Raw genomic sequence first — 20,320 nt, 5'->3', positions numbered from 1 at the left:
GGCGACGAGGCCCTCCTGGCCAGGATAGAGCGGCCCTGCAGGCAGGCCTGAGTCAGCTCTACCCCGCGATTGGATGCTTATCCCCAGTCGACCTTCAAATGGCGGACTTACCGGGACGGAAGTCTGCGAGCCGTCGACAGCGACCACGGGGCTGTTTTCGACAGTCACGACATCCAATGAAACCCGGCTTTCGATTCCGCTGGCTTCGGTGCCGGTGATCTGCAGTCTTTGGCCGTCAGCGTTCGCGACCGCTGAATACCTGGCGAATGTCCTGCAAGTATGGGCGACCGTTGCCGTTATCTTCTGCAACTAAACACTCGCCGCGACGAAGGGCGACGTCCAAAAGTGAACCGCGCGCGCCATCTGCAAGCAGATGTATCGCCTCCAGAATGGAGGTCTTGCCACTGTTGTTCTCGCCAACCAGAAGATTGATTCTTCCGAGAGGCTCAATCGTCAGCCGACTGAGAGAACGGTAACCGGAAATGTTGATGCTGGAATACACAGCGTGCGGTCTCTGAACGTAACAGCTTTAGCGGCACTCTTCGATCGTCATCGCGCCACGCACCTAATTCGTCAAGTATATCTGATGATCCAGATCGTACATCGCGAATCGCCGACCGACACGGATTTCGCGTCGTCCGGCGGTGCATCAACAAGCGTGATGTCGTCGGCCAGAGTTTCGCCTCGAATGTAGTCGCTCCATTCGGCGACCATGGCCTGAAGCATGTTCTCTTCGGAATGGAATTCGACGCGGATGCGGTCCTGGATGTGCAGGTTGGCGTCCTTGCGAAGCTGCTGGACGTGGCGGACGAAGTCTCGGGACATGCCTTCGCGGATCAGGTCGTCGGTGAGCACAGTGCTGACGGCGATTTGGATGCCGCTTTCATCGGACGAAACCCAGTCGGCCGCCTGTTCGGTGCTGACAAGAACGTCGTCGGGCGAAAGGTCGACTGCGTTGCCTTCGATCTCGACCGAAACGCTATCGCCGCGACGCAGCGGGCTGAGAACTTCGTCGCCGAGTTCCGGCAGTTTCGTGCGAAGAATTCCCAGCAACTTGCCATACTTCGGGCCGAGCGTCTTGAGGTTCGGCTTGTAACTGTAGCGGACTTTGTCGTCGAGATTTTCCTGTCGCGTGATCTGTTTGATGTTCAATTCTTCGGCGATAACGTCTGCCAGATGAGCAATCGCATCGGCTGTTTCGGCATCGGCCGCGGCGAACTGCAGTTCCGCCAGCGGCTGACGAACTCGCAGGTCGGATTCTTCCCGCAGCTTGTGCCCCAGCTTTACCACACGCTGAGCGGCCGCCATGCGCTGGTTCAAGGCTGCGTCCAGCAGTGCTGAATCGGCTGTCGGGTAATCGCACAAGTGAACACTTTCGGGCAGCGTCTCACCCGATCGGTCTGATGTTTCACCCGGCTGAGTCCCCAGCACCAGATTCTGGTACATGCGTTCTGTCAGAAACGGGATACACGGTGCCAGCAGCCGCGAAAGCACGACCAGCACTTCGTACAGCGTTTCGTAGGCCGCCATTTTATCGGCGTCGCTGGCGTCTTTACTGCGCCAGAAGCGGCGGCGGTTGCGGCGGATGTACCAGTTGCTCAGGTCATCGACGAAACCCGCCGCCGCGCTGCAAAACGCAGCGACGTTGTATTCGGGAAATTCCCGATGAGCGACTTCAATCAGCGACTGCAGGTTGGACAGAATCCAGCGGTCAATTTCCGGACGATCTGAAACGGAAAGTGTGCCACTGGCTTTGCCAGTGATTGTATTCTGGCCCCCGGACGATGCACTGGCACACGTTCCGGCTACTCGAGCACGCAGTTCGTCGCTGGGCACAAACCCGTCGGCGATTGCGTAGTCGACGAAGAACTTATAACAGTTCCACAATGGAATCAGGATTCGCCGCCGAGTCTCATCGGCCGGACTGCTGGTGACTTTCGCAGTGGGGACGCCTTCCTTCGTCTTTTCGATCGGTCCGTCTGCCGTTTGCAATGTCACGGGTTCGTGCGGATGACGCGTGCCGAACCGCAGGTCAGCGGCCGGATTCTGCTGCAGGTACATCCAGCGCATGGTATCGACGCCGAGTTGCTCCGCCGCTTCTTCGAACCAGATGGCTGTGCCGTCCGACTTGTGCATCGGCTGGCCTTCTTCGTTCTGCACGAGTCGATGACCCAGCAGAGTCTTAAACGGCCGCTTTGCTTTGGATCATCAGTCTCGTCGTAGCCATCATCGTTGACAGCGCCAACATGCTGTAGAACCAGTTGCGGAACTGGCCGGGAAGCATTCCGTCACCAGATCAGCCGGGTACCATTTCTGCCATTCATCGTGATCGTGGTTGTAGTGCATCGTGCTGAACGGAGTGATGCCCGCGTCCAGCCACGGGTTGCCGACGTCCTCGATGCGAGTCATCAGGTTGCCGGTTTTTGGGTTGCGGATCCTGACGTTGTCGATCCACGGCCTGTGAGGCGTGTTGCCTTCGGAAGTCGTCCCATCCTTCGACGGCTCGGTCGCGCAGTTCCCCCAGCGACCCGATCACTTCGAAGTCGCCGGTTTCGTCATCGACCCAGATCGGCAGGGCGAGTCCCCAGAAGCGTTTCTTCGAAATCATCCAGTCGCCCATGTTGGACAGCCATTCGACTTCGCGATTCTGTCCGTCGATGCTGTCCGGCAGCCAGCGAATCTGCCGAGTGACGTCTTTGATTTCTTCCCGCCAGTCCATGTTGATGAACCATTCATCGACGAGCCGAAACACCAGTTCGTCGCCGGTTCTCCAGCAGTGCGGATAGATGTGCGGATAGGTTTCGACCGCGACGAGCAGGTTCTTCTCGCAGCTTCTGGAAGACCAGCTCCGCTGTTTCCGGATCGATGGCTTCGCGGCCGGTGAAGTCTCCGAAGCCTTCGTCGAACGTTCCGTCGTCCTTGAGCGGAGCAATGATCGGCATGCCGAGCGACGTGCCAATTCTATGGTCGATGTCGCCGCAGCCCGGAGCCATGTGAACGATTCCGGTACCTTCCCCCGCGACGACGTTCGCGTTGCCGCGAGAATCACGGCCGCCGTCGATGACTTTGTGCCATGCGGCTCCGGTCGCCGTGTTCAAATCGTCGATTGGGTGGCCGCCAACCTGATCTTCGCGCTCGGCAGGTCATCGAACGGACCTGCATACCGGAGGCCGACGAGTTCAGGAGACCTCTCGCCGAACCGCCACCGATTTCCTCAAGCCCGCCTTGTTCCTTGAAGATCTGAGCGATCGTTTTCAGCTTGCCGACACCGTCCGGCCATTTCCATTCCGGGCGGCCGAAGCCGTCTTTGAATTCACTGGCCAGTCGCTGGAAGTGCAGATTGTCCTTCGCGAAGTAGTAGATCGCGCGTCCCTGTTCGCCCGGATCTTCACGTATTCCAGGTCCGGGTTGACGGCGGCTGCCACGTTGCTGGTCAGCGTCCACGGCGTCGTGGTCCAGACCAGCAGGTATTCCTGATCGGTCGAGTCCGACGGATTGGACGGATCAGACGGATCTTTTGAAAGCATCGGAAACCTGACGAACACGCTCTTGTGAGTCGTCAGCTTGCGGCCTTCGGCGATTTCCATCTGCGAATACGCGCTGCCGCCTCGGCCTGACCACGGCATCACGTCGTGGCCCTGGTAGATTTTGCCTCGTTCGAAACACTTCTTCAGAAACGTCCAGATCGTTTCGTTGTTTTCCGTACTGAACGTGAAGTAGCTGCCGCCCCATTCCGGGCAGCCGAGCCGTTCGACGATCTGGTGAGCCTTCGCCGTTTCTGCCTTGCCACTGGGAGCCGTGAACGGGACGTTTTCATCGGTGCCCAGCTTTTCCGCCAGCATTCGCAACTGATCGGGATCGTCCCAGTCCATCCAGTAGCCCAGCCGCTGCGATTGTTCGGTCTGCCGAGCCGCAAATCGCAGGACTCGCCGTTTGCATTCGTTGACGAACCTATCGATGCCGAAATCGGCGACGGCGCTTTTCGTTCCCAGACCGAGTTCCTTTTCGACTTCGACTTCGACCCACAGGCCCTGACAGTCGAAGCCGTTCTGGAATCGCTGGTCGTGACCGGTCATCGCGAAGAACCGCTGGTACGTGTCCTTGTACGTGCGGCCCCACGCATGGTGGACTCCCATCGGGTTGTTGGCAGTGATCGGGCCGTCGAGAAAGCTCCAGCGCTTCTTTCCGCGATTTTTCAGCCGCAATTGACGAAACGTGTCGTGCAGCTTCCAGAATTTCAGAACGGAGTGTTCGCCGGGAATGAACTGACTGTCAGAAACGGGTTGGAACATCTGATGTGAGACAATGTGAAGTTGAATGCAGCCGGTGCCGCAGAAAGAAAAGTGACCAGGCCGGAAGGCGGCGGATTGTAGAGCAAACGTCGCGTCAATCGAATTGCCGTCGCCTGGCAGAAGTGGAATCCGGCGGAAAACATGACCTTGCGGATTGGAAGGCCGTAGGGAATCGGGTTCAATGTCGGTCAGACTAGGATGACTTTTCACCACAGGAGCACTCCGCCGTGTCTGTAACTCACCAGCCTCACTGCCCGAAGTGCCGAACGTCGTTCCTCGAAGAGAAGATGCTCAGTGACCAGAAGACGAAAATCGATGTATGCCCAAGCTGCCGCGGAGGCTGGTTTGACGCCTCTGAACTGAACGCTGTCCTGTCGTGCGCGGTCGCGGAACTCGAAGTGCCGCGAAATGTCCAGAAGACCAGCCGCATCTGTCCTCGTTGCGGTGTGCCGCTGTCGAAGATCGCCTACCCGGAAACGCAGATCGAAGTCGACCTTTGCGACGAATGTCATGGTATCTGGCTGGACCGCGGCGAGTTCCGCGGCATCAATGAAGCTCGTGCCCGACATCAGGACCAGCAGAAGTTCGACGCTCCCGAAGAAGCGCCGGCCAGCCTGAAGGAAGCTGCGGTGCGATTCGTCGACCGTGTGCTTGTCCGATTTCTGAACGTCGGATAACCCGCCACAAAGGAAAGGGTGCGATATGCGTGAATTTCAACGAGCCATAACAGACGGATTCGGCGGTCGACGCGGCCAGATGAGCACACCGGCCCTGGTGTTTCTGATTCTCGGAATCGTGTTCGCGGCTTTCGTGGTACTGGCGATCGTCGGTGCGGCCCTGATGCTGCCCGCCATCCAGCAGGCAAGGAGTGCGGCCCGCACCGTGCAGTCGAAAAACAACCTGAAGATGATCGGTCTGGCGCTGCACAACTACCACGACGTGTACGACGTGTTTCCGCCGGGCGGGATTTACACGGCTGACGACGAACCGTACAGCAGTTGGATGACCAGCCTGCTGCCTTACGTCGATCAGGCCGGGCTTTACAGCCGGATCAACCAGGACCAGCCGTGGACGTCGGAGGACAATTACGAGTGGTTCGAAGTCGAAGTCCCCGCGTACCTGCATCCCAAACTCGCGGCTGACGATCCGGAAACGACGCATGTCAACGGACTGGGAGCTGCCCATTACGCAGCGAATTCGCAGTTGCTTCGGAAGAACACGGGCACTCCGATTCGATACCTGAAGGATGGCACGTCAAATACGCTCATGGCAGGCGAGGTATCTTCCGGCTTCATGGCCTGGGGAGACCCTGCCAACCTCAGAGACCCGGCGGCGGGAATCGGATCTTCGCCCAACCAGTTCGGAGGAGTCATCCCTGGTGGGGGAGCCATGATGCTGATGGCTGACGGCTCGGTCCGGGTCATTGGACCTGACGTGGCCCAGGACGTGTTGAGAAGACTTGCCGACCCGAATGACGGGGAAGCCGTCGGGGACTTCTGAGGTCCCGGAAGCGCACGATTGGCACGTCGTACTACGGCCAGTGCAGGTCGACGGATACGGGAGCGTGATCACTAACGGTCTGACCGGCTTCGCGGTGAATTGTGGCGGACCGAAGCAGCGAACGTGCGTCTGCGTTGGCCAGCAGGTAGTCAATTCGCCAGCCGCGATCCAGTTCGCGTGCTCGTCCGCGGTTGGACCACCAGGAGTACGGCCCCTGCATCTCGCCGAAATGTTCGCGGGCAAGGTCGTGCCAGCCGGAATCCAAAAGGCGGCTGAACCAGCGCCGTTCGTGGGGCAGGAACCCGGACGTCTTTTCGTTCGCCCGGGCATAGAAAATGTCCTGTTCGGTGTGAGCGATATTGAGGTCGCCGCCGAAAATCGTCGGGCCGCTCCGGCCTTGACAGCCAGCCCAGCGACGAAACTTCCTCATCCACTGCTCCTTCACCGCCTGACGGTGCTCACCGGATGAACCGGACGGCAGGTACACACAGGAAACGCTTAGTCCGTTGATCGAAACGGTAATCAGTCGGCCCTCGATGTCCGATTCCCGGCCGGCATTCTGGTGACCGTATCGAAGATCGTTGATCGGAAACCGAGACCAAATCGCCGTTCCCGAGTAACCCCTGCGGTCGGCGGGATGCCATGCAACGTGCCATCCGTGGGGTTGTTGCCACTGTTCCGGAAGCTGTTCCGGAAGCGCACGGACTTCCTGAAGCAGCAACACGTCAGGCTGAATTTCCGCGATGTGTTCAGCAAAGCCTTTGCGAATCGCCGCCCGCAATCCGTTGACATTCCAGGTAGTGATTCGCATGGACGTCGAGTAACTGGTGAGGCCCGAAAACGGAGGAACGAATGGATGATGCGGATGAATGGGGGGAACCGGTAATTTTTTCGGATTTGCCGATTTCTGCCGATTCCGTTTGCATTGCCCTGTGTCGATGCAGAATAATCCACCAGATGCGGAAAGTCACTCCTTGGCAGGATTCAGGTCCATGAGATGGTTTTCCGGTTCGCCGGGTCTCCCAGCAAGTCAATCAGAAGGTAGCAAAATGAAAACCATGAAGTTCGTACCGGGGTTTGCCGCACTGACGCTGGCATGTGCCACGACGGTCGGCTCGATGTATGTCACGCTGAGCGCTGCAGCCGAGAATGAAGCGGCGTCTGCCACAGTGGTGGAAGAAACCGAAGTCGCGACGGATCTGTCAGGGATTTCTCTGGCAGCACGCCTTTCCGGCCGGATTTCAACAATTTCGGATGGTGGCGTTTTGTCGCCGGCCAGTGGCGTGTCGGTGTCGATCGCACCCGGAAATGGCACAGGAATGGTGACGGCCAGCACCGACGCTGAAGGTGTGTTCGCACTGGGAGAAGTTGGAACCGGAGCCTACACCCTGACGGCCAACAGCAGTCAGGGACTGCTGACTTACGGCGTCGTCATTTCCGGCAACGCTCTTGCCGAACGCGAATCCAATGATCCGCTGATCCCGGTGTCGCTCGACCTGAATTCTCAGGACATCCAGTTGAACTCCACGCTTGTCCCTGCAGTCGACGTACCGGCTGTGAAAGCGATTGTGGGACGAGCATTGGGAGTCATGAGTGCCAGCAATGAACAGTCTGATGAGACGGCAGCGATTCCCGTTTCTCAGCCGGTGCTGGCTACGAGTGATCAGCCTACCGCGTACGCTCATGAGCAGGTTCAACTGAATGCGAATGGATCACTGGACGGCGTTGTCCGCCTGATTGACCCGGTCTCGCTGCAGATTGTTCCCGTGAATGATCTTCGCGTCCATTTGGTCAGTGAAGGTGTGGAAGGTAGCTCCGCTCGCGTAAATCGTGACGGGTCATTCACGATCCCCAATGTGTTGCCAGGCATCTATGCAATGGTTGCTGCCGGGACTGACGGGATTGCCGCGTCCGGCATCGATGTTGTCGGAAACTTTGCCGATTTAGAGCGAAGCAGTGAGTTTATTCCGACCAGTACGAAGATCGCCGCAGCAGGTGCCTCAACTGCCATCATCAAAGGACAGGGCGGTGCCGCAGGAGCTGGCATCGGTGTTGGCTCCGGGAATGGCGGAGACGGGGGTGCCGGGGTTCCAGGAGGCCCTGGTGGACCCGGTGGACCATTTCCGACCGGTCCTGCTCCGTTTGTTGGCGGAGGCTTCCCCGGCGGTGGATTTCCCGGTGGCGGTGGCGGATTTGCCGGCGGTGGCGGTGGATTTGGGGGCGGCGGTGGCTTGGGCGCATTGCTCGGAATCGGAGCGGCTGCAGGTATCGCTGCGGCGATCGCCGACAACAACAACGATCGTACTCCGGCGTCACCGTAACGGCGTCTGACAGATTGTACTCCTCCTCTGCGGCCTGCTACCGCCGCAACAGGAAACTGAAAGCCGAGGCAGAGAACTGCCTCGGCTTTTTCTGTTCGCTACTTCGGTATCCTGGTTTCTTCAGCCTCCGTTTCGACGGGACCATGACTCGACGGAATGCCTGCGACGACCGGATCGGTGTAACATCGCACAGCGTGTTCCTGGGGCACACGGCAGAATCAGATGCCGGAGGCCGGGTCGCCGCGGACTGAATGACTCGCTGGAATCATTCCGGCTTGTTCCAACGGCCAGACAGAGTGCGAAAATCTCCCCACCACTGTGACATCCGGCGCCGACAGTCTTTGTGACTCGTAATCGCGACTGCAGACATACCAGGAAACGCTGGTTCACGGGAACTCTTCGCTCAAAGCAACGGCCCGGATGGAAACGATTTGCGGTGGTTTCTGACAATGAACCGGCCGGCAGTCTGTTGAAAAACGTTGCTGTATTGAAGCAGGCGTCTGGAACTTTTCGGTGGCTCGATTTCAACAAGTTTGCGTGCCGACGCCAAAGTTCCAGGCAATTCTTTCAACGGGCTGCTAACCCAGCCGTCGGATCAACTCACTGAGGAGTCGTTCCAGTCTGGCGCCGCCTTCGGCTGCAACTTTCAGAATCTTCTCGATTGCCACCGGCTCCAGCAGCTCCGGCAGGCACATATCGGTGACGATTGAGAATGCGATCGCCCGCAGCCCCGCATGGTTCGCGACAATGACTTCCGGAACCGTCGACATTCCGACAACGTCCGCTCCGATGAGCCGCAGCATTCGGTACTCGGCACGCGTTTCCAGGTTTGGCCCCGGCACGGCAACGAGAGTCCCTGTTTGAACGGCAATGTCCAGGTTCCCGGCGGTCGTAGTCGCAAGGCTGATAAGTTCGTGATCGTATGGCTCGCTCATATCGGGAAACCGCGGACCAAGTGAATCATCATTGACGCCGCGCAACGGGTTGTCAGGCATCAGGTTGATGTGGTCCTCGATGATGACGACATCGGACAGTCGAAAATCGGGGTTCATGCCCCCCACGGCACTTGTCAGGATCAGGATTTCCGCGCCCAGTGCCTTCATCAGCCGCACGGGAAACGTCACCTGTTGCAGCGTGTAGCCCTCGTAGTAGTGAAAACGGCCTTCCATCGCGACGAGCGGCACTCCGTGCATCGAGCCGCATACGAGGTGACCGGCATGTGAGGGTGCCGTTGCGTCCGGAAAATGCGGAATCTCGCAATAGGGGATCCGGATATCAGCGTCGATTCGGTCAGCCAGTCCTCCGAGTCCCGTGCCGAGTACGATTCCAATGACCGGCCTGCCCGACCAGACGGTTCGGACCCGGTCTGTCGCCTCCTGTACCTGCTGACGAATTTCGTTCATTCAATGGTCCCCAACGACCGAAGGCCGGCATCGCGGCCCGACAGCCACAGCGATGCCGCAAAGAGTTTCCCGACGAACCTTCGAAATCCGGCCGCGGAAGCAGTGGCACAGAGCTGCGCGGATGACGGAAGCTGCCGACCACCGGTCGTCACGCGGCCCACCCGCCGGGAATGCGCAAGAAAACAGACGTCCTTCAACTGAGGAAAGACGTCTACCAGAGAAACGATCGGGCGGCATCAGATTGTCAGACTGTGCAGGCAGGCGAATCGTTAGAACTCGTCATCGTCCTCTTCGAATTCGTCCAGATCGTCGTCGTCATCGAAGTCGTCATCTTCGTCGTCGAAGTCTTCGTCATCATCCTCGTCCTCGAAGTCTTCGTCGTCGAAATCGTCATCGTCGAGATCTTCATCATCCAGATCCTCGTCGTCATCCAGATCGTCTTCGTCGTCGTCGAAGTCGTCGGCATCAACGTCGTCGTCCTGCATCAGGACAGCCGGCGACAGGCATTGGCGCTGTCGAACCGTTGCCCCGGGAGACACCACGACTGCATCTGATCGGAAGAACGATTCCAAAGCAAATGCCAGCAACATAACTCCAGCCCCTGTCAGGTATGCAAAATTCTATTGAGTTGAACGAGTTCTGAGATCGGCGGATCAGCCGAGTGATAGCCACAGCGCGAAGGGCTTGTCAACCCCTCACGGCAGCCGACAACTCTGAAATCTTTTCGAAAGTCCGGGGCCGGGAATCCGCCCGTTGTGGACAGCCTTCAGGAAACGGATTCCCACAACCTGAGCTTTGCTGATACGATCTTCGGCGCTTCGCGGATCCATCGCGCGGCGGAGCAGGCAGGACACGACTGTGGCAAAGTTTTCCAGCGAAATCCAGATGTCCGGCACCGCGTTCTGGGTCTGCAACAGGGGACGACGATTCGGACCCTTCGACTACCAGTGGAGTGCGGACCTGCGCGGGCTGGAACTTACGTACTGCGGCGAAAAGTACGGTGAGGTCTGCAGTGAGGATGAACTGTTCGCGGACCTCGCTCCGTTTCGAATTCCGCTGGCCGTCTGTCGTGTGGCGACGATTGCGGCCGCGACAATTGTTGAGGGAATCGGAAGAGGTGAAAGTTCGCAGCAGCGCAACCGGCGACTTTCGACAGCTCTGGAACGCTTTGGATTCGACAGATTCCGCATCCGCGATGAATCTCAGGAATCTTCGTCAAGCTGACTGCGGCGGCGCGCAGCGTCGTCCAGAAGCTTTTGCAGAACGTCGGAATCGCCGTCCTGGATTGCCGCTCGAAGCTTCTTCAGTTGAGATTCAGCCTCGCCAATTGAAGACAGGACTTCATCGCGATTGCAGCACAGGATCTGTTGCCATAAAGACGGCGAACCGGCTGCGACGCGCGTCGTGTCCCGAAACCCGGACCCGGTAAACGGCAACTGATCCTCTGCGACACAGGCGGCGGCAACACTGGCTAACAAGTGAGGAAGGTGGCTGGTGCGCGCCAGGATTCGATCGTGCTGCTGTGCAGTCATCCGGGTTACTCGGCAGCCGAGCGACCTCCAGAATCGCTCAGTTCGCTCAACCCTTTCAGCGCCGGCGGAGGACTCCGTAACGATGCAGGAGCGACCTTCAAAGAGGTCTTCCCGGGCATGTTCAAAGCCTCCCCGGTCGCTGCCGGCGATCGGATGGGCTCCCACAAACAGGCGCGCGGCAGCGGGATCCTGCGACACGCGATCACAGATCCTGGCCTTGGTGCTGCCGGCGTCCGTGATCAGCACATGCCCCGACGCAAGACTCGCCGTTTGCCGCACTGCGTCGACAATCATGTCGACTGGTAGGCAGATAATCACAACACCGTCCTGCACGTGAGACGCGTCCAGCCGCGTCGACCACCCATCCAGCAATCCGGCATCTTCGGCCGCCTGCAGTCGCGTCTCGGAGCGGCCGATCCCCACGATTCGTGTGTCCGGGAACCGCCGACGGACGGCTGCGGCAATTGACCCACCGATCAGGCCGACTCCGTTGATGACGATCTGACGTTCCGGTTGAGGCACATGTCCCTGCATGGCCGGAACTATAGGCCGACATCATCACGGTCGCAATTCGGGCCATACCTGAACAACCACAGCCACGCCTCACAACGGCCTGTCAGGTCGTGCGTTCCCGCACGCTACGTTCGAATTCCAGCCGCGGCGGCGTCGGTCAGCAGCCTCGCAACAGGGTCAGCCGACGCATACCGGATCGGCCTCCCGATCGGTGTGATGAATTCGAGGCTTCCGTCGATTCCCATCGAATGCAGGATCGTTGCGTAAAGCTCCGGAATTGTAATCGGATCCTCGGGCCTGATATCGCTGACTGCGGGCACGGTTCCCGGCGTCAGACCCAGCACCAGCCCTTCACGAAAGCCTCCGCCGGCAACGACGCAGGAAAACCAATTGGGCCAGTGATCACGACCACCCGCAGGATTGATCTGCGGTGTACGGCCGAATTCGCTGATGCAGAGCACGATCGTCGACGCCAGCAGGTCTCGCTCACGCAGTTCCGTCAGCAGCGTCGCAAATGCCGGGTCGAGGATTTCGCAATTGGTCTTCTGGCCTTTGTAGTTGTCAATGTGAGTGTCAAAGCCGTTGAGGCATACTTCAATGGCCCGCACACCTGTTTCCACAAGACGACGCGCGACGAGGCAACCCCGGCCGAAGCGTGTGTCGCCGTACGCTTGCCTGACTGCGGCCGGTTCGTCGTCGATTTGAAACGCGTCTAGCTGATCCGACGACATCATTTTCAAAGCGCGATCAACGGTGTCCTTGTGCAGCGTCCTGTCGAGCGCTTTCGGACGGCCGTGTTCGAATGCGCGGCCCAGCACACTCAGACCCTCCAGCCGGCGATGCTGCTGTGAATCCGAAACACCGGAGTGCAGATTTCCCTGCAGTCGCCCCGGGTCGAAGACTCGGAAAGCATCCCATTCGTTTCCAAGGTACCCGCCCAGCGGCCAGAACTGTTCGCCTCCCAGCGACACATGCTGGGGGATCTCAACCCCGTGATCGGGCAATTCGCGGGCAGCGATGGCTCCCAAAGCCGGATACTGCAGCGTAGGTTCCAGCCGATACCCCGTTTTCACGAAGAACGTCCCGCGTTCGTGATCGCCTTCCAGTGATGTCAACGATCGGATCAGCGTCGTCAAGTGCATCTGTTCGGCCATTTGCGGAAGCAGATTCGAAATCTGCAGCCCGTCGACTGTCGTGCGGATCGGCGCGATCTGGTCGTCGCCGGGAGCCTGCGGGTGAGGATCCCAGGATTCCAACTGACTCATGCCGCCCGACATCCACAGCGTGATTAGTGACTTGGGACGCTCACTGCGGCGCAGACCGGCGGCTCGCGCGTTCATGCCGGGAAGCATCACTGAGAGCCCCATCGCCGCCATTGATTGCAGGACGCTGCGACGAGTGTGTTGATGTGGTGAACCGCTCATGGTTAGTGATTCCACGAAAACTCCGGTGAATTGAAAAGCACCCAGTACAAGTCACGAATCGTCTCTTCGCGGGAGGCAGCCGCCTGGTCGTCGGCATGATCCGCGGAGTTTTCGCCGTCCGGATTCGCAGCTTCCGCCAACTGACCGGCGAAGTATCTCAGCTCATCAGCGGCCGGAAGCCGGGTCAGGCATGTCAGAAAGCAATTCGTAACCAGCGATTCGTCATCGGGCGAAAACTGAGCGATCTGCCCCGCTGCCGAAAACGCCTCCGCTTGAGTCAGTTCCCGTGTAAACTTTCCGTTCATTCTCAGCAGTGCCTGGGGAATTGTGCCGGTTTGCTGCAATAGCTCGTCTTCACCCAGATCTCCGTATTCCTTCAGAAAATCGTTCTCGTTCAGCAACCGTCGGAACCGCACGAACAGGTTGGAATTCTGGTCGATCGTCCTGACGTGAGCCGCCTGGAACATCGAACCAATCACCTGCTCGGGGCGTAGCCGAACGACGGGAAACACGGCCCAGTGATCGGACATGGCGTCGTACGTTTCCTGCTCGACGTTTTCCGCATCGGATCGCAGGCGAAATGCATCCGATTCACCGATCATCCGAACCAGAAAACGCAGGCTCTCACCGTTGGCTCGGTACTCGGCCCCGAGAATGTCCAGCAGGTCGGGATCGGCCTCGCCGTCCTTCGGGTGGGGCAGGTCATCAACCGGATCGTGATACGGCCGGCCGAACATCAATCCCCAGATTCGGTTTGCGATGGCACGTTCAAACCTGCGATTTTCCGGATGGACGACCCAGCCGGCGAGCTGCTCGCGCCGGGTTCCGGTTGTGGGCAGCCAATCGTCATGGAACGGAACGCGTGGTTTGACCAGCCGGCCGACTTCTGAACCTGGATCGATGACTTCGTATTCCACGGGCTGTTCGTCTTCGCGAGTGCGATCAACCGCACCGCCGGGCGTGACCCGAGCCTGGCCGAAAAACGCCGCAAGGCCCTCAAAGTCCTGCTGTTGCCAGGTATCAAACGGGTGATTGTGGCATTGAGCACAGTCGATCCGCTGCCCGAGAAATGCTCGCACCGTTTTTCCGGCCAGCTTGTTTTCATCGATCCCCTCACCGTCGACCAGCGCCGAGGTGATGAAATTCGACGCCGGGTGATCCGTCCAGAGACCTTCCGCCGTAATCAGTTCGCGAGTGATCTCCGGCCACGGACGGTCGGCGAGCAATTGCTCACCCAGCCAGTCTGTCAGCCGGTCTCGCCGGTAAACGACAAACGCGCCGCCCTGCGTTCCGACAATTGTGCGAGCCAGTCGCTCCGCGAAGTAGTCACCGAAACGGCTGTCTTCGAGCATTTTCGTCAGCCACCGCTCGACACGATCCTTCGATGAATCAGCACTGAACGTCCGGATTTCCTCCAGCGACGGCACGGTCCCGTGCAGCGCCAGAGACAGCCGCCGAAAAACGGTCAGATCATCCGCGAGCTCCGCAGGCTGCAGGCCCTCGTCCGCCCAGTGCCGCCGAAACCAGGCGTTGATTCGCGCTACGGAGTGGTCGATCCGGTCTGCTTCAGCAAGCTGTGCCGGAGCCTGTGCCGCGGGGGTGATGTGGCCAGCCTGCACGACCATCAGATACAACACGCCCGTGACAACCAACATGGCCAGTATTGAAAGAAGTCGCATCGGGTTGCTCACTTTCAGCGCGATTGCCAGGTCGCCTCGCAAAGACTACTTCGGCTCGCCGGACGATATCCTGGCAATTTCAGGCCAATTCTATCCGGTTTCCGACGAATCAATAAGATCTTGCCGCGTCACAGCAGGCTTCCATTGGGGAACTTCAGTCAAGTCCGTCCGCGTCCTGCCGAATGGTTCGGATGATGTCCACCGCGCACGCAGAACCATCACAGATCCGGGACACTGCTGACACAGGTGTTCCCGGCCACATGCCGACAGAAGCGGTTCCCTCCGGTGAACGTGAGGGGCTGCCGATCGGGCCAGGTCCATTTCCCGGCATCCGGCGACCGCTGCGAAGCCTGGTGTGGCTGATTCAGGTCATCGTTGGGCTGGTCTTTCTGGTCGGACTGCTGGCAGTGCTCGCGGCGATTCCCGGCCTGAGCCTGCTGACGCTGGGCTATCTGCTGACAGCGGAAGCCCGCGTGGGACGCACCGGTCAGCTGCGAACCGGATTTCCTCTGCTGGCTGTGTCCGCCCGAATCGGCATGATTCTGCTGGCCGTCACCATCTTCCTGATTCCGGTTCAGATCCTTGCAGTTCAGTCCGCGGCGCGAGGAATCATTGTTGATGGGTCTCCGCTGAGCCCTGGCCGGTTGCTGACGATCACGCGAACTCTGCAGACGATTCTGTTCTTCCATCTTCTGCTCGCGATCGCCAACGGAGGTTCGTTCTCCTGCTTCTTTCGGCCGATCCGAAACCTGAAGCGACTGGTTCGAGGATTGCGAAACGGCGACTACGCTGCGTCCGTGAACGTCTGGACGAATCGGCTGCTGGACATCTTCCAGCCGTGGGAGACCATCAAGACGGCGGTTCGCGGCGCTGTGGGAGCATTCCTGTGGCTGGTCATTCCCACCGCGCTGCTCGCCACGTCCACGACACCTCAGCAGAATCCGGGGCCTGCGCTGCTGGCGACGCTGATTGGTGGAATCCTGCTGATTCCGGTGGCCGCTTGGCTGCCGCTGCTGCAGGCTCACCAGGCTGTCACCGGTCGTTTCTCGGCGATCTTTGACGTCCGCGCAGCGCGTCAGGTTATCAATCGCGTTCCGCTGCGATGGCTGATCGCCACAACACTGCTGTACGCTCTGGCTCTGCCGCTGTACTTCACGAAGATCCGCCTGCCCGCCAACGACGCGATGTGGCTGGTGACGCCGCTGTTCGTGCTGCTCACATATCCCACTCGCATTCTGATGGGATGGGTCTACGGCACCGGAAAGCGCAAATCCGGCAATGCGTGGTTTGGTATCCGCTGGACCGCGAAGCTGGTCATGATCCCGCTGCTGGCCATCTACGCCGCCATGTTGTTCGCGACGCCGCTGATCAGTGAAGTGGGCCGGGCCGCGATCTTCGAAAACCACGCGTTCTTGCTGCCCGTGCCGGTTGGGAAGCTGCTTGGCGGTTGACGCCCGTGGCAACCTAGAACCCCACGGACGAATCATCCTCGTCCAGCAGATTCGCGAGCTGCTGGTCGAGATCCCGCTGAGTGATGCGTTTGAATTCTCCGGCGTGCAGCGATTCCGCGATCAGGCCGAATTTCTCGTCCTGCACACGTTCCAGTTCGCGGGCGATCTGCTGCATCCATTCCGGCGGTTCGATTCCGGAACCCAGCCGGTCTTCCATGTAATCCGCGATTTCCGATCGAAGCGTCGCGAAGTTTTCCGCGGCTTCATCGGCGGACACATCCGTCAGATCGGGGCAACAGCGACCGATGCGAGCGGTCATTCGATTCACCGTCAGTGTGCCAATGATGCGTTCGCAAATGTGATCGTGCAGAGTCGGCAGACGCACGCCGTATTCGGCTTCCAGTTCGGTCAATTCGTCGACCAGGGACTCCGCCAGTTCGCGAGTGGAATCGGCAAGTTCTGCTTCGACTTCGGCCGCCAGTTCCGCGGCACCGTAACGAACCATCGTTTCGTGCGCGACCTGATACGGGACGTTGTTCCAGTCGAATCGATCGTACAGAGATTCCAGCCGCAGAAAGTCCAGAAGGCAGTACAGCCGATTTCCGTAGTCGGAGTGCGTAGTGGTGGTGTTGTACTCCAGAAACACGTCGAAATTGTCGACGACGGACTCATACACGAATTCCATCATGTCGGCCGCGTCATCGCGATCGATCAGATCGGCTTCCAGGTCATCGATCAGTTTCACGGGCTGGAAGCGTGCGACGTTTTGTTCAAGTTCCTCGATCAGCGACTCCGCGCCGCTGTGAACGATCGCTCTGGCATTTCCCAGTGTCAGCATTCGCGTGTGGAACAGATCTTCGCCGTAGGTCTCGATGAAATTCCTGATCTCCGCCGCGCGGTCTTCGTCGTGCAGTTCTTCAACAACGGACAGCCGCATGGAGCTGCTGTGCGTTCCCCACAGTTCACGATAGGCGTCCATCAGTCGCTGGATTCGGCGATACACGTTCTTTCGCTGCTTCTGCGTGTCCGTCTTCCAGCGGCTGGCGGCGTGCAGAATGGCATCGACGGATCCGGCCAGCCCGATGCGGAACAGCCGGTCGAATTCGGTGACGGCCTGACCCAGCGGACGCGAGCTGCGTTCCATGCGGTAAGCTGTCTGCAGCAGTTGAAACGTCTCCTCCAGCAGTCCCAGCCGCGGAAGCTGACTCAGCAGTAATCGAATAATGGCCTGCAGCGTGCGAGCCTTCAGGATGGACGTCGGCTGTCCGCCATGTTCGAACGGAACGTACAACAGCGGTCGTTTGCGAAGAGCGCTGCAAAACTGCCTGAAGTGCTTCTGAACGGTGTCCGTGTCATTGCCGAGCACGGCTCGCAGCATGATGACCAGCCGCTGATCGAACGCTCGTCCGCTGTCGGACAACTCTTCGCTGTCTTTCAGAATCGCACACAGCATGCGTTCGGCCATCAGAAATTCGACGGTTGTGGAAATGGCATTCTGCATCAGCAGAAACCGGGACTGCATCTGAATGTCGTACTCGATGTTCGCTTCCAGGTCAGATGAATAGACCTCAATTTCGTAATCGCGCACTTCGCGAACGAGTTCTGACAGATCCTTCAGGAAACGCCGAATGGCCTTCAGCCACTCGCGCAGGTGCAGTTGCCGCTCGTCGTCGTTGACGCTGACATCGGGATTCCGCGACAAAGCCACGGCGGTCGTGCTCCACAGCGACCCCAGCGTGTGCAGAAACTTCAGCCGCGGTTCCAGTTGACGGTAGATAAGTTCGAACTCCGTTGTTCCGGGACCGTACCCTTCGTCGATCGTGTCGGACTGGTTGCCATCGTCGGCGCTGTCTCGGAAGACAACGTTGTCATACGCGGCGTCGAACAGGTTCGATTCGTCGTCGTCGTCTTCGAACAGGTTCTCCAGATCGACGGCTTCTTCTGCGGAGCTCTCCGAGGCGGATCTGCGGTGCCGGTCCACAAACTCATTCAGTGATGGCACCTGCCAGAAGACTCCGGCGTTGGCTTCCAGGAAGGCAAACAGCCGTCGCAGATTCTGCCACTGCTGATCTCGATCGTCGCCGGCGTGTGTGATCGCCCGCAGCAGCCGGTGCAGCAGGTTGTGAATGGAATGCTTGCCGGATTCCAGCCCGAATGTCTCGGCCTCGCTGAGCCACTGCATCAGCAGTCCCATGGCGGCAACGGAATCCCGACGTTCCAGCAGAGCGGCCACGACCTGCGAGAAACTTCGTGCGGACTCGAAACGCCCCACGTGTTCCCGCCAGAACGAAATGTCGCCCGCCGCTTCACCAGCGGTTCTCCACTCGGCCAGAGCGGCGGCAACGTGTTCGGCGGCGTTCAGACTTTCCGCCCCTTTCACGGCAGGCAGGTCGCCGACGGTCGTAGTCGCGTACGTATCCCATTGAGTCGCCAGCTTTGCGAAGTCGCTATGCACGGCCTCCCGAACGGCCACGTTGCCCACGGCTGCGGATTCCGCGATGACCAGCGAGCAGGCATCGAAGATCTGCTCCATCAGTTCCAGCAGCACTTCCACGCGATTGTCGGGGATGGCGTCTTCGCGAGCGAAGAACAGCGGAAACATCCCCTGAAATCCCAGAATGTTCCACGGGTCGACGATGGCTCCGCAGCGAATTCCCCGCTGCAGCAGGTCCATGCAGTCATGAATCAATTCAGCCGCGGCCGACAGTTCTCCAAGCCTGACGTTTCTGCGCGCCAGCATCAGCCGCGACAACAGCTCCGATTCAAATCGCGCCGAAGCGCAGGGAATCACGTGAGCTTCTTCGCAGCCGGCCTTTTCGAAACCCATCGCGGCAAACATGGATGACAGGTGCCGATGCTGAACCTGGCGAGCCCCGTACTGTGACAGGTGCATGTTCAACTGATGCCGGACATGCCCGAACGGCTGCCGGGAGACTTCCGCCTGAGCTTTCAGCCGCTTGCGCCGCGCGCCCGTGGCGGTGTCCATCAGAGTCTGGTAGAAGTTGTCCCGCTGCCGAGCCACCACGGGCAGCAGTGATGTCAGCGACATCGACGAATCATAGGTCTGCGGACCGGAACCGCTGATCGCCGAAGCCATCAGGATCGTTCCCGCCAGCACCGCTGACGCGTCGTACAGCCGCTCGCTGAACTGCGTCGGATCGCCGTCCTGCAGCCATTTCAGCAGTGAATCCAGAATGATCTTTCGAAGCACAAAGCGACGGTAGTAGCCGCGCGTACTGATGTCTTCCGGATCCCATTCACCAAACATGTAATTGGTGCGTTTGTTGACAGGATGAAGGTGGTCGTGAGCCCGGACATCAAGGCTCAGTTCATCCAGATTGTTCAGTTGAAAATGCGCGGGTACGGTCAGGTCTTCGGGCAGCCCCCGAATGAAATCCAGCGTGGCCCTGACCAGTGTGCAGTATTCACCGGCGGCGGCTCCCACGTCCCGCAGGTACAGCGGCACGGGACAGAAGCGTTCGTGATCGTAGACTTCAGCACGCCGGTCGTTTTCCAGAACGGCCACCGGGCGATATCCAACGAAGAAATTCAGTCGCTGGATGGCTCCGGCAACAATCACGTCCGTGTCGCTCCAGACGCTCGCGGCGGCGGTTGCCAGCGTGGCTTCGAACATCCGCGCCAGCAGCAGCGGCTGAACAAAGTCGTGTGGCGTCAGATGGAACAGAAGATCCCGATGGTGTTCCCGGTATGCTGGCAGCACGCGATTGAGTGTAATGGCCACGGCCTGCCGGGCCTGCTGGGATTCCTGAAATGCCGCTTCTCCCACAGAAGCCAGTTCTGTCAGCGCGGTCAAGAGTGTCTGCTGCAACTGCTCCGCATCCCGGGGCGGGTCGGGAGCAAGAAACAGCTCATTCATGCAGGCCTGAAACCGCGTTCCGGGAGTCCCGTCCGAGAAATTCAGGTAGCCCAGCAGATCTCGCAGGCAGTCTGTCGAAGGCAAAACCGAATCCGTGGCATCGGACGACATACGAATGACTCAGGGGATACGTGATTTCAGGTGAGCAGGTGACACATCATCAACAGCAACATTGTTCGCAGACGAAGCCGCTTCGCAAAGCCGGAAATCGTTCTGACTGAGGTCGACAATCCGGCGTCCGTTGACGTCGCAGGTCGTTTGGTGAATTCTGCGGTCGATCAATTCGTACAACAGATCCGCGACGGTCGCATGTCGGACATATCGCGAC

15 protein-coding genes and 1 pseudogene are annotated in these 20,320 nt (G+C 59.2%); 5 read left to right on the top strand and 11 right to left on the bottom strand.

Annotated elements, in window-relative coordinates; all coding sequences use genetic code 11:
* Positions 1–235: 235 nt before the first annotated feature.
* The 4 genes and pseudogenes from R3C19_05775 to R3C19_05760 form a co-directional block, all read right to left on the bottom strand.
* On the bottom strand, positions 236–502 hold the full coding sequence (locus R3C19_05775) for an AAA family ATPase (GenBank protein ID MEZ6059851.1): 267 nt from the start codon (positions 500–502) through the stop codon (positions 236–238).
* A 71-nt stretch (positions 503–573) separates the two neighbouring features.
* Entirely contained in the window at positions 574–2,160 is a 1,587-nt protein-coding gene (locus R3C19_05770) for a DUF5915 domain-containing protein (GenBank protein MEZ6059850.1), read from the bottom strand.
* Positions 2,161–2,320: 160 nt separating this feature from the next.
* A pseudogene (locus R3C19_05765) lies at positions 2,321–2,993 on the bottom strand (class I tRNA ligase family protein).
* A 261-nt stretch (positions 2,994–3,254) separates the two neighbouring features.
* Entirely contained in the window at positions 3,255–4,292 is a 1,038-nt protein-coding gene (locus R3C19_05760; protein ID MEZ6059849.1) for a class I tRNA ligase family protein, read from the bottom strand.
* A 227-nt stretch (positions 4,293–4,519) separates the two neighbouring features.
* Here R3C19_05760 and R3C19_05755 point away from each other — a divergent pair, with 227 nt between their 5' ends.
* Both R3C19_05755 and R3C19_05750 read left to right on the top strand, forming a co-directional pair.
* Positions 4,520–4,969, top strand: coding sequence for a zf-TFIIB domain-containing protein (locus tag R3C19_05755; protein MEZ6059848.1), 450 nt, complete (start codon positions 4,520–4,522; stop codon positions 4,967–4,969).
* Positions 4,970–4,994: 25 nt separating this feature from the next.
* Complete coding sequence (locus R3C19_05750; GenBank protein MEZ6059847.1) at positions 4,995–5,792, top strand: DUF1559 domain-containing protein; 798 nt, start codon at positions 4,995–4,997, stop codon at positions 5,790–5,792.
* Positions 5,793–5,823: 31 nt separating this feature from the next.
* Here R3C19_05750 and R3C19_05745 read toward each other — a convergent pair whose 3' ends face one another.
* Positions 5,824–6,603 carry an exodeoxyribonuclease III gene (locus tag R3C19_05745; GenBank protein ID MEZ6059846.1) on the bottom strand — a complete coding sequence of 260 codons (780 nt, stop codon included), beginning with the start codon at positions 6,601–6,603 and terminating at the stop codon, positions 5,824–5,826.
* 238 nt (positions 6,604–6,841) lie between these two features.
* Between R3C19_05745 and R3C19_05740 the strand changes: the two genes are divergently transcribed.
* The gene (locus R3C19_05740) at positions 6,842–8,113 is read left to right on the top strand and encodes a hypothetical protein (GenBank protein MEZ6059845.1); all 1,272 of its coding nucleotides are present in this window, start codon (positions 6,842–6,844) and stop codon (positions 8,111–8,113) included.
* A 578-nt stretch (positions 8,114–8,691) separates the two neighbouring features.
* On the opposite strand, the gene R3C19_05735 is transcribed toward R3C19_05740, so the two are convergent.
* On the bottom strand, positions 8,692–9,516 hold the full coding sequence (locus R3C19_05735; GenBank protein ID MEZ6059844.1) for a purine-nucleoside phosphorylase: 825 nt from the start codon (positions 9,514–9,516) through the stop codon (positions 8,692–8,694).
* A gap of 269 nt (positions 9,517–9,785) precedes the next feature.
* Complete coding sequence (locus R3C19_05730) at positions 9,786–10,106, bottom strand: hypothetical protein (protein MEZ6059843.1); 321 nt, start codon at positions 10,104–10,106, stop codon at positions 9,786–9,788.
* Positions 10,107–10,374: 268 nt separating this feature from the next.
* Between R3C19_05730 and R3C19_05725 the strand changes: the two genes are divergently transcribed.
* On the top strand, positions 10,375–10,740 hold the full coding sequence (locus tag R3C19_05725; protein MEZ6059842.1) for a hypothetical protein: 366 nt from the start codon (positions 10,375–10,377) through the stop codon (positions 10,738–10,740).
* Here the strand turns inward: R3C19_05725 and R3C19_05720 are convergent.
* The 3 genes from R3C19_05720 to R3C19_05710 form a co-directional block, all read right to left on the bottom strand.
* On the bottom strand, positions 10,719–11,582 hold the full coding sequence (locus tag R3C19_05720; GenBank protein MEZ6059841.1) for a prephenate dehydrogenase/arogenate dehydrogenase family protein: 864 nt from the start codon (positions 11,580–11,582) through the stop codon (positions 10,719–10,721). The two genes, R3C19_05725 and R3C19_05720, sit on opposite strands and share 22 nt — an antisense overlap.
* Before the next feature lie 104 nt (positions 11,583–11,686).
* Positions 11,687–12,985 carry a DUF1501 domain-containing protein gene (locus tag R3C19_05715; GenBank protein MEZ6059840.1) on the bottom strand — a complete coding sequence of 433 codons (1,299 nt, stop codon included), beginning with the start codon at positions 12,983–12,985 and terminating at the stop codon, positions 11,687–11,689.
* A 2-nt stretch (positions 12,986–12,987) separates the two neighbouring features.
* Positions 12,988–14,664, bottom strand: a complete 1,677-nt coding sequence (locus tag R3C19_05710; GenBank protein ID MEZ6059839.1) for a DUF1549 domain-containing protein — start codon at positions 14,662–14,664, stop codon at positions 12,988–12,990.
* 260 nt (positions 14,665–14,924) lie between these two features.
* Between R3C19_05710 and R3C19_05705 the strand changes: the two genes are divergently transcribed.
* Positions 14,925–16,115, top strand: a complete 1,191-nt coding sequence (locus R3C19_05705; GenBank protein ID MEZ6059838.1) for a hypothetical protein — start codon at positions 14,925–14,927, stop codon at positions 16,113–16,115.
* 13 nt (positions 16,116–16,128) lie between these two features.
* On the opposite strand, the gene R3C19_05700 is transcribed toward R3C19_05705, so the two are convergent.
* Positions 16,129–20,103 (bottom strand): hypothetical protein, encoded by a 3,975-nt coding sequence (locus R3C19_05700; protein MEZ6059837.1) that lies wholly within the window; start codon positions 20,101–20,103, stop codon positions 16,129–16,131.
* Positions 20,104–20,320: the final 217 nt, after the last annotated feature.

This window comes from Planctomycetaceae bacterium (genome assembly GCA_041398785.1).
In the GTDB taxonomy this organism is placed as follows: domain Bacteria; phylum Planctomycetota; class Planctomycetia; order Planctomycetales; family Planctomycetaceae; genus JAWKUA01.
This window is presented reverse-complemented; position numbering and strand designations above follow the sequence as displayed.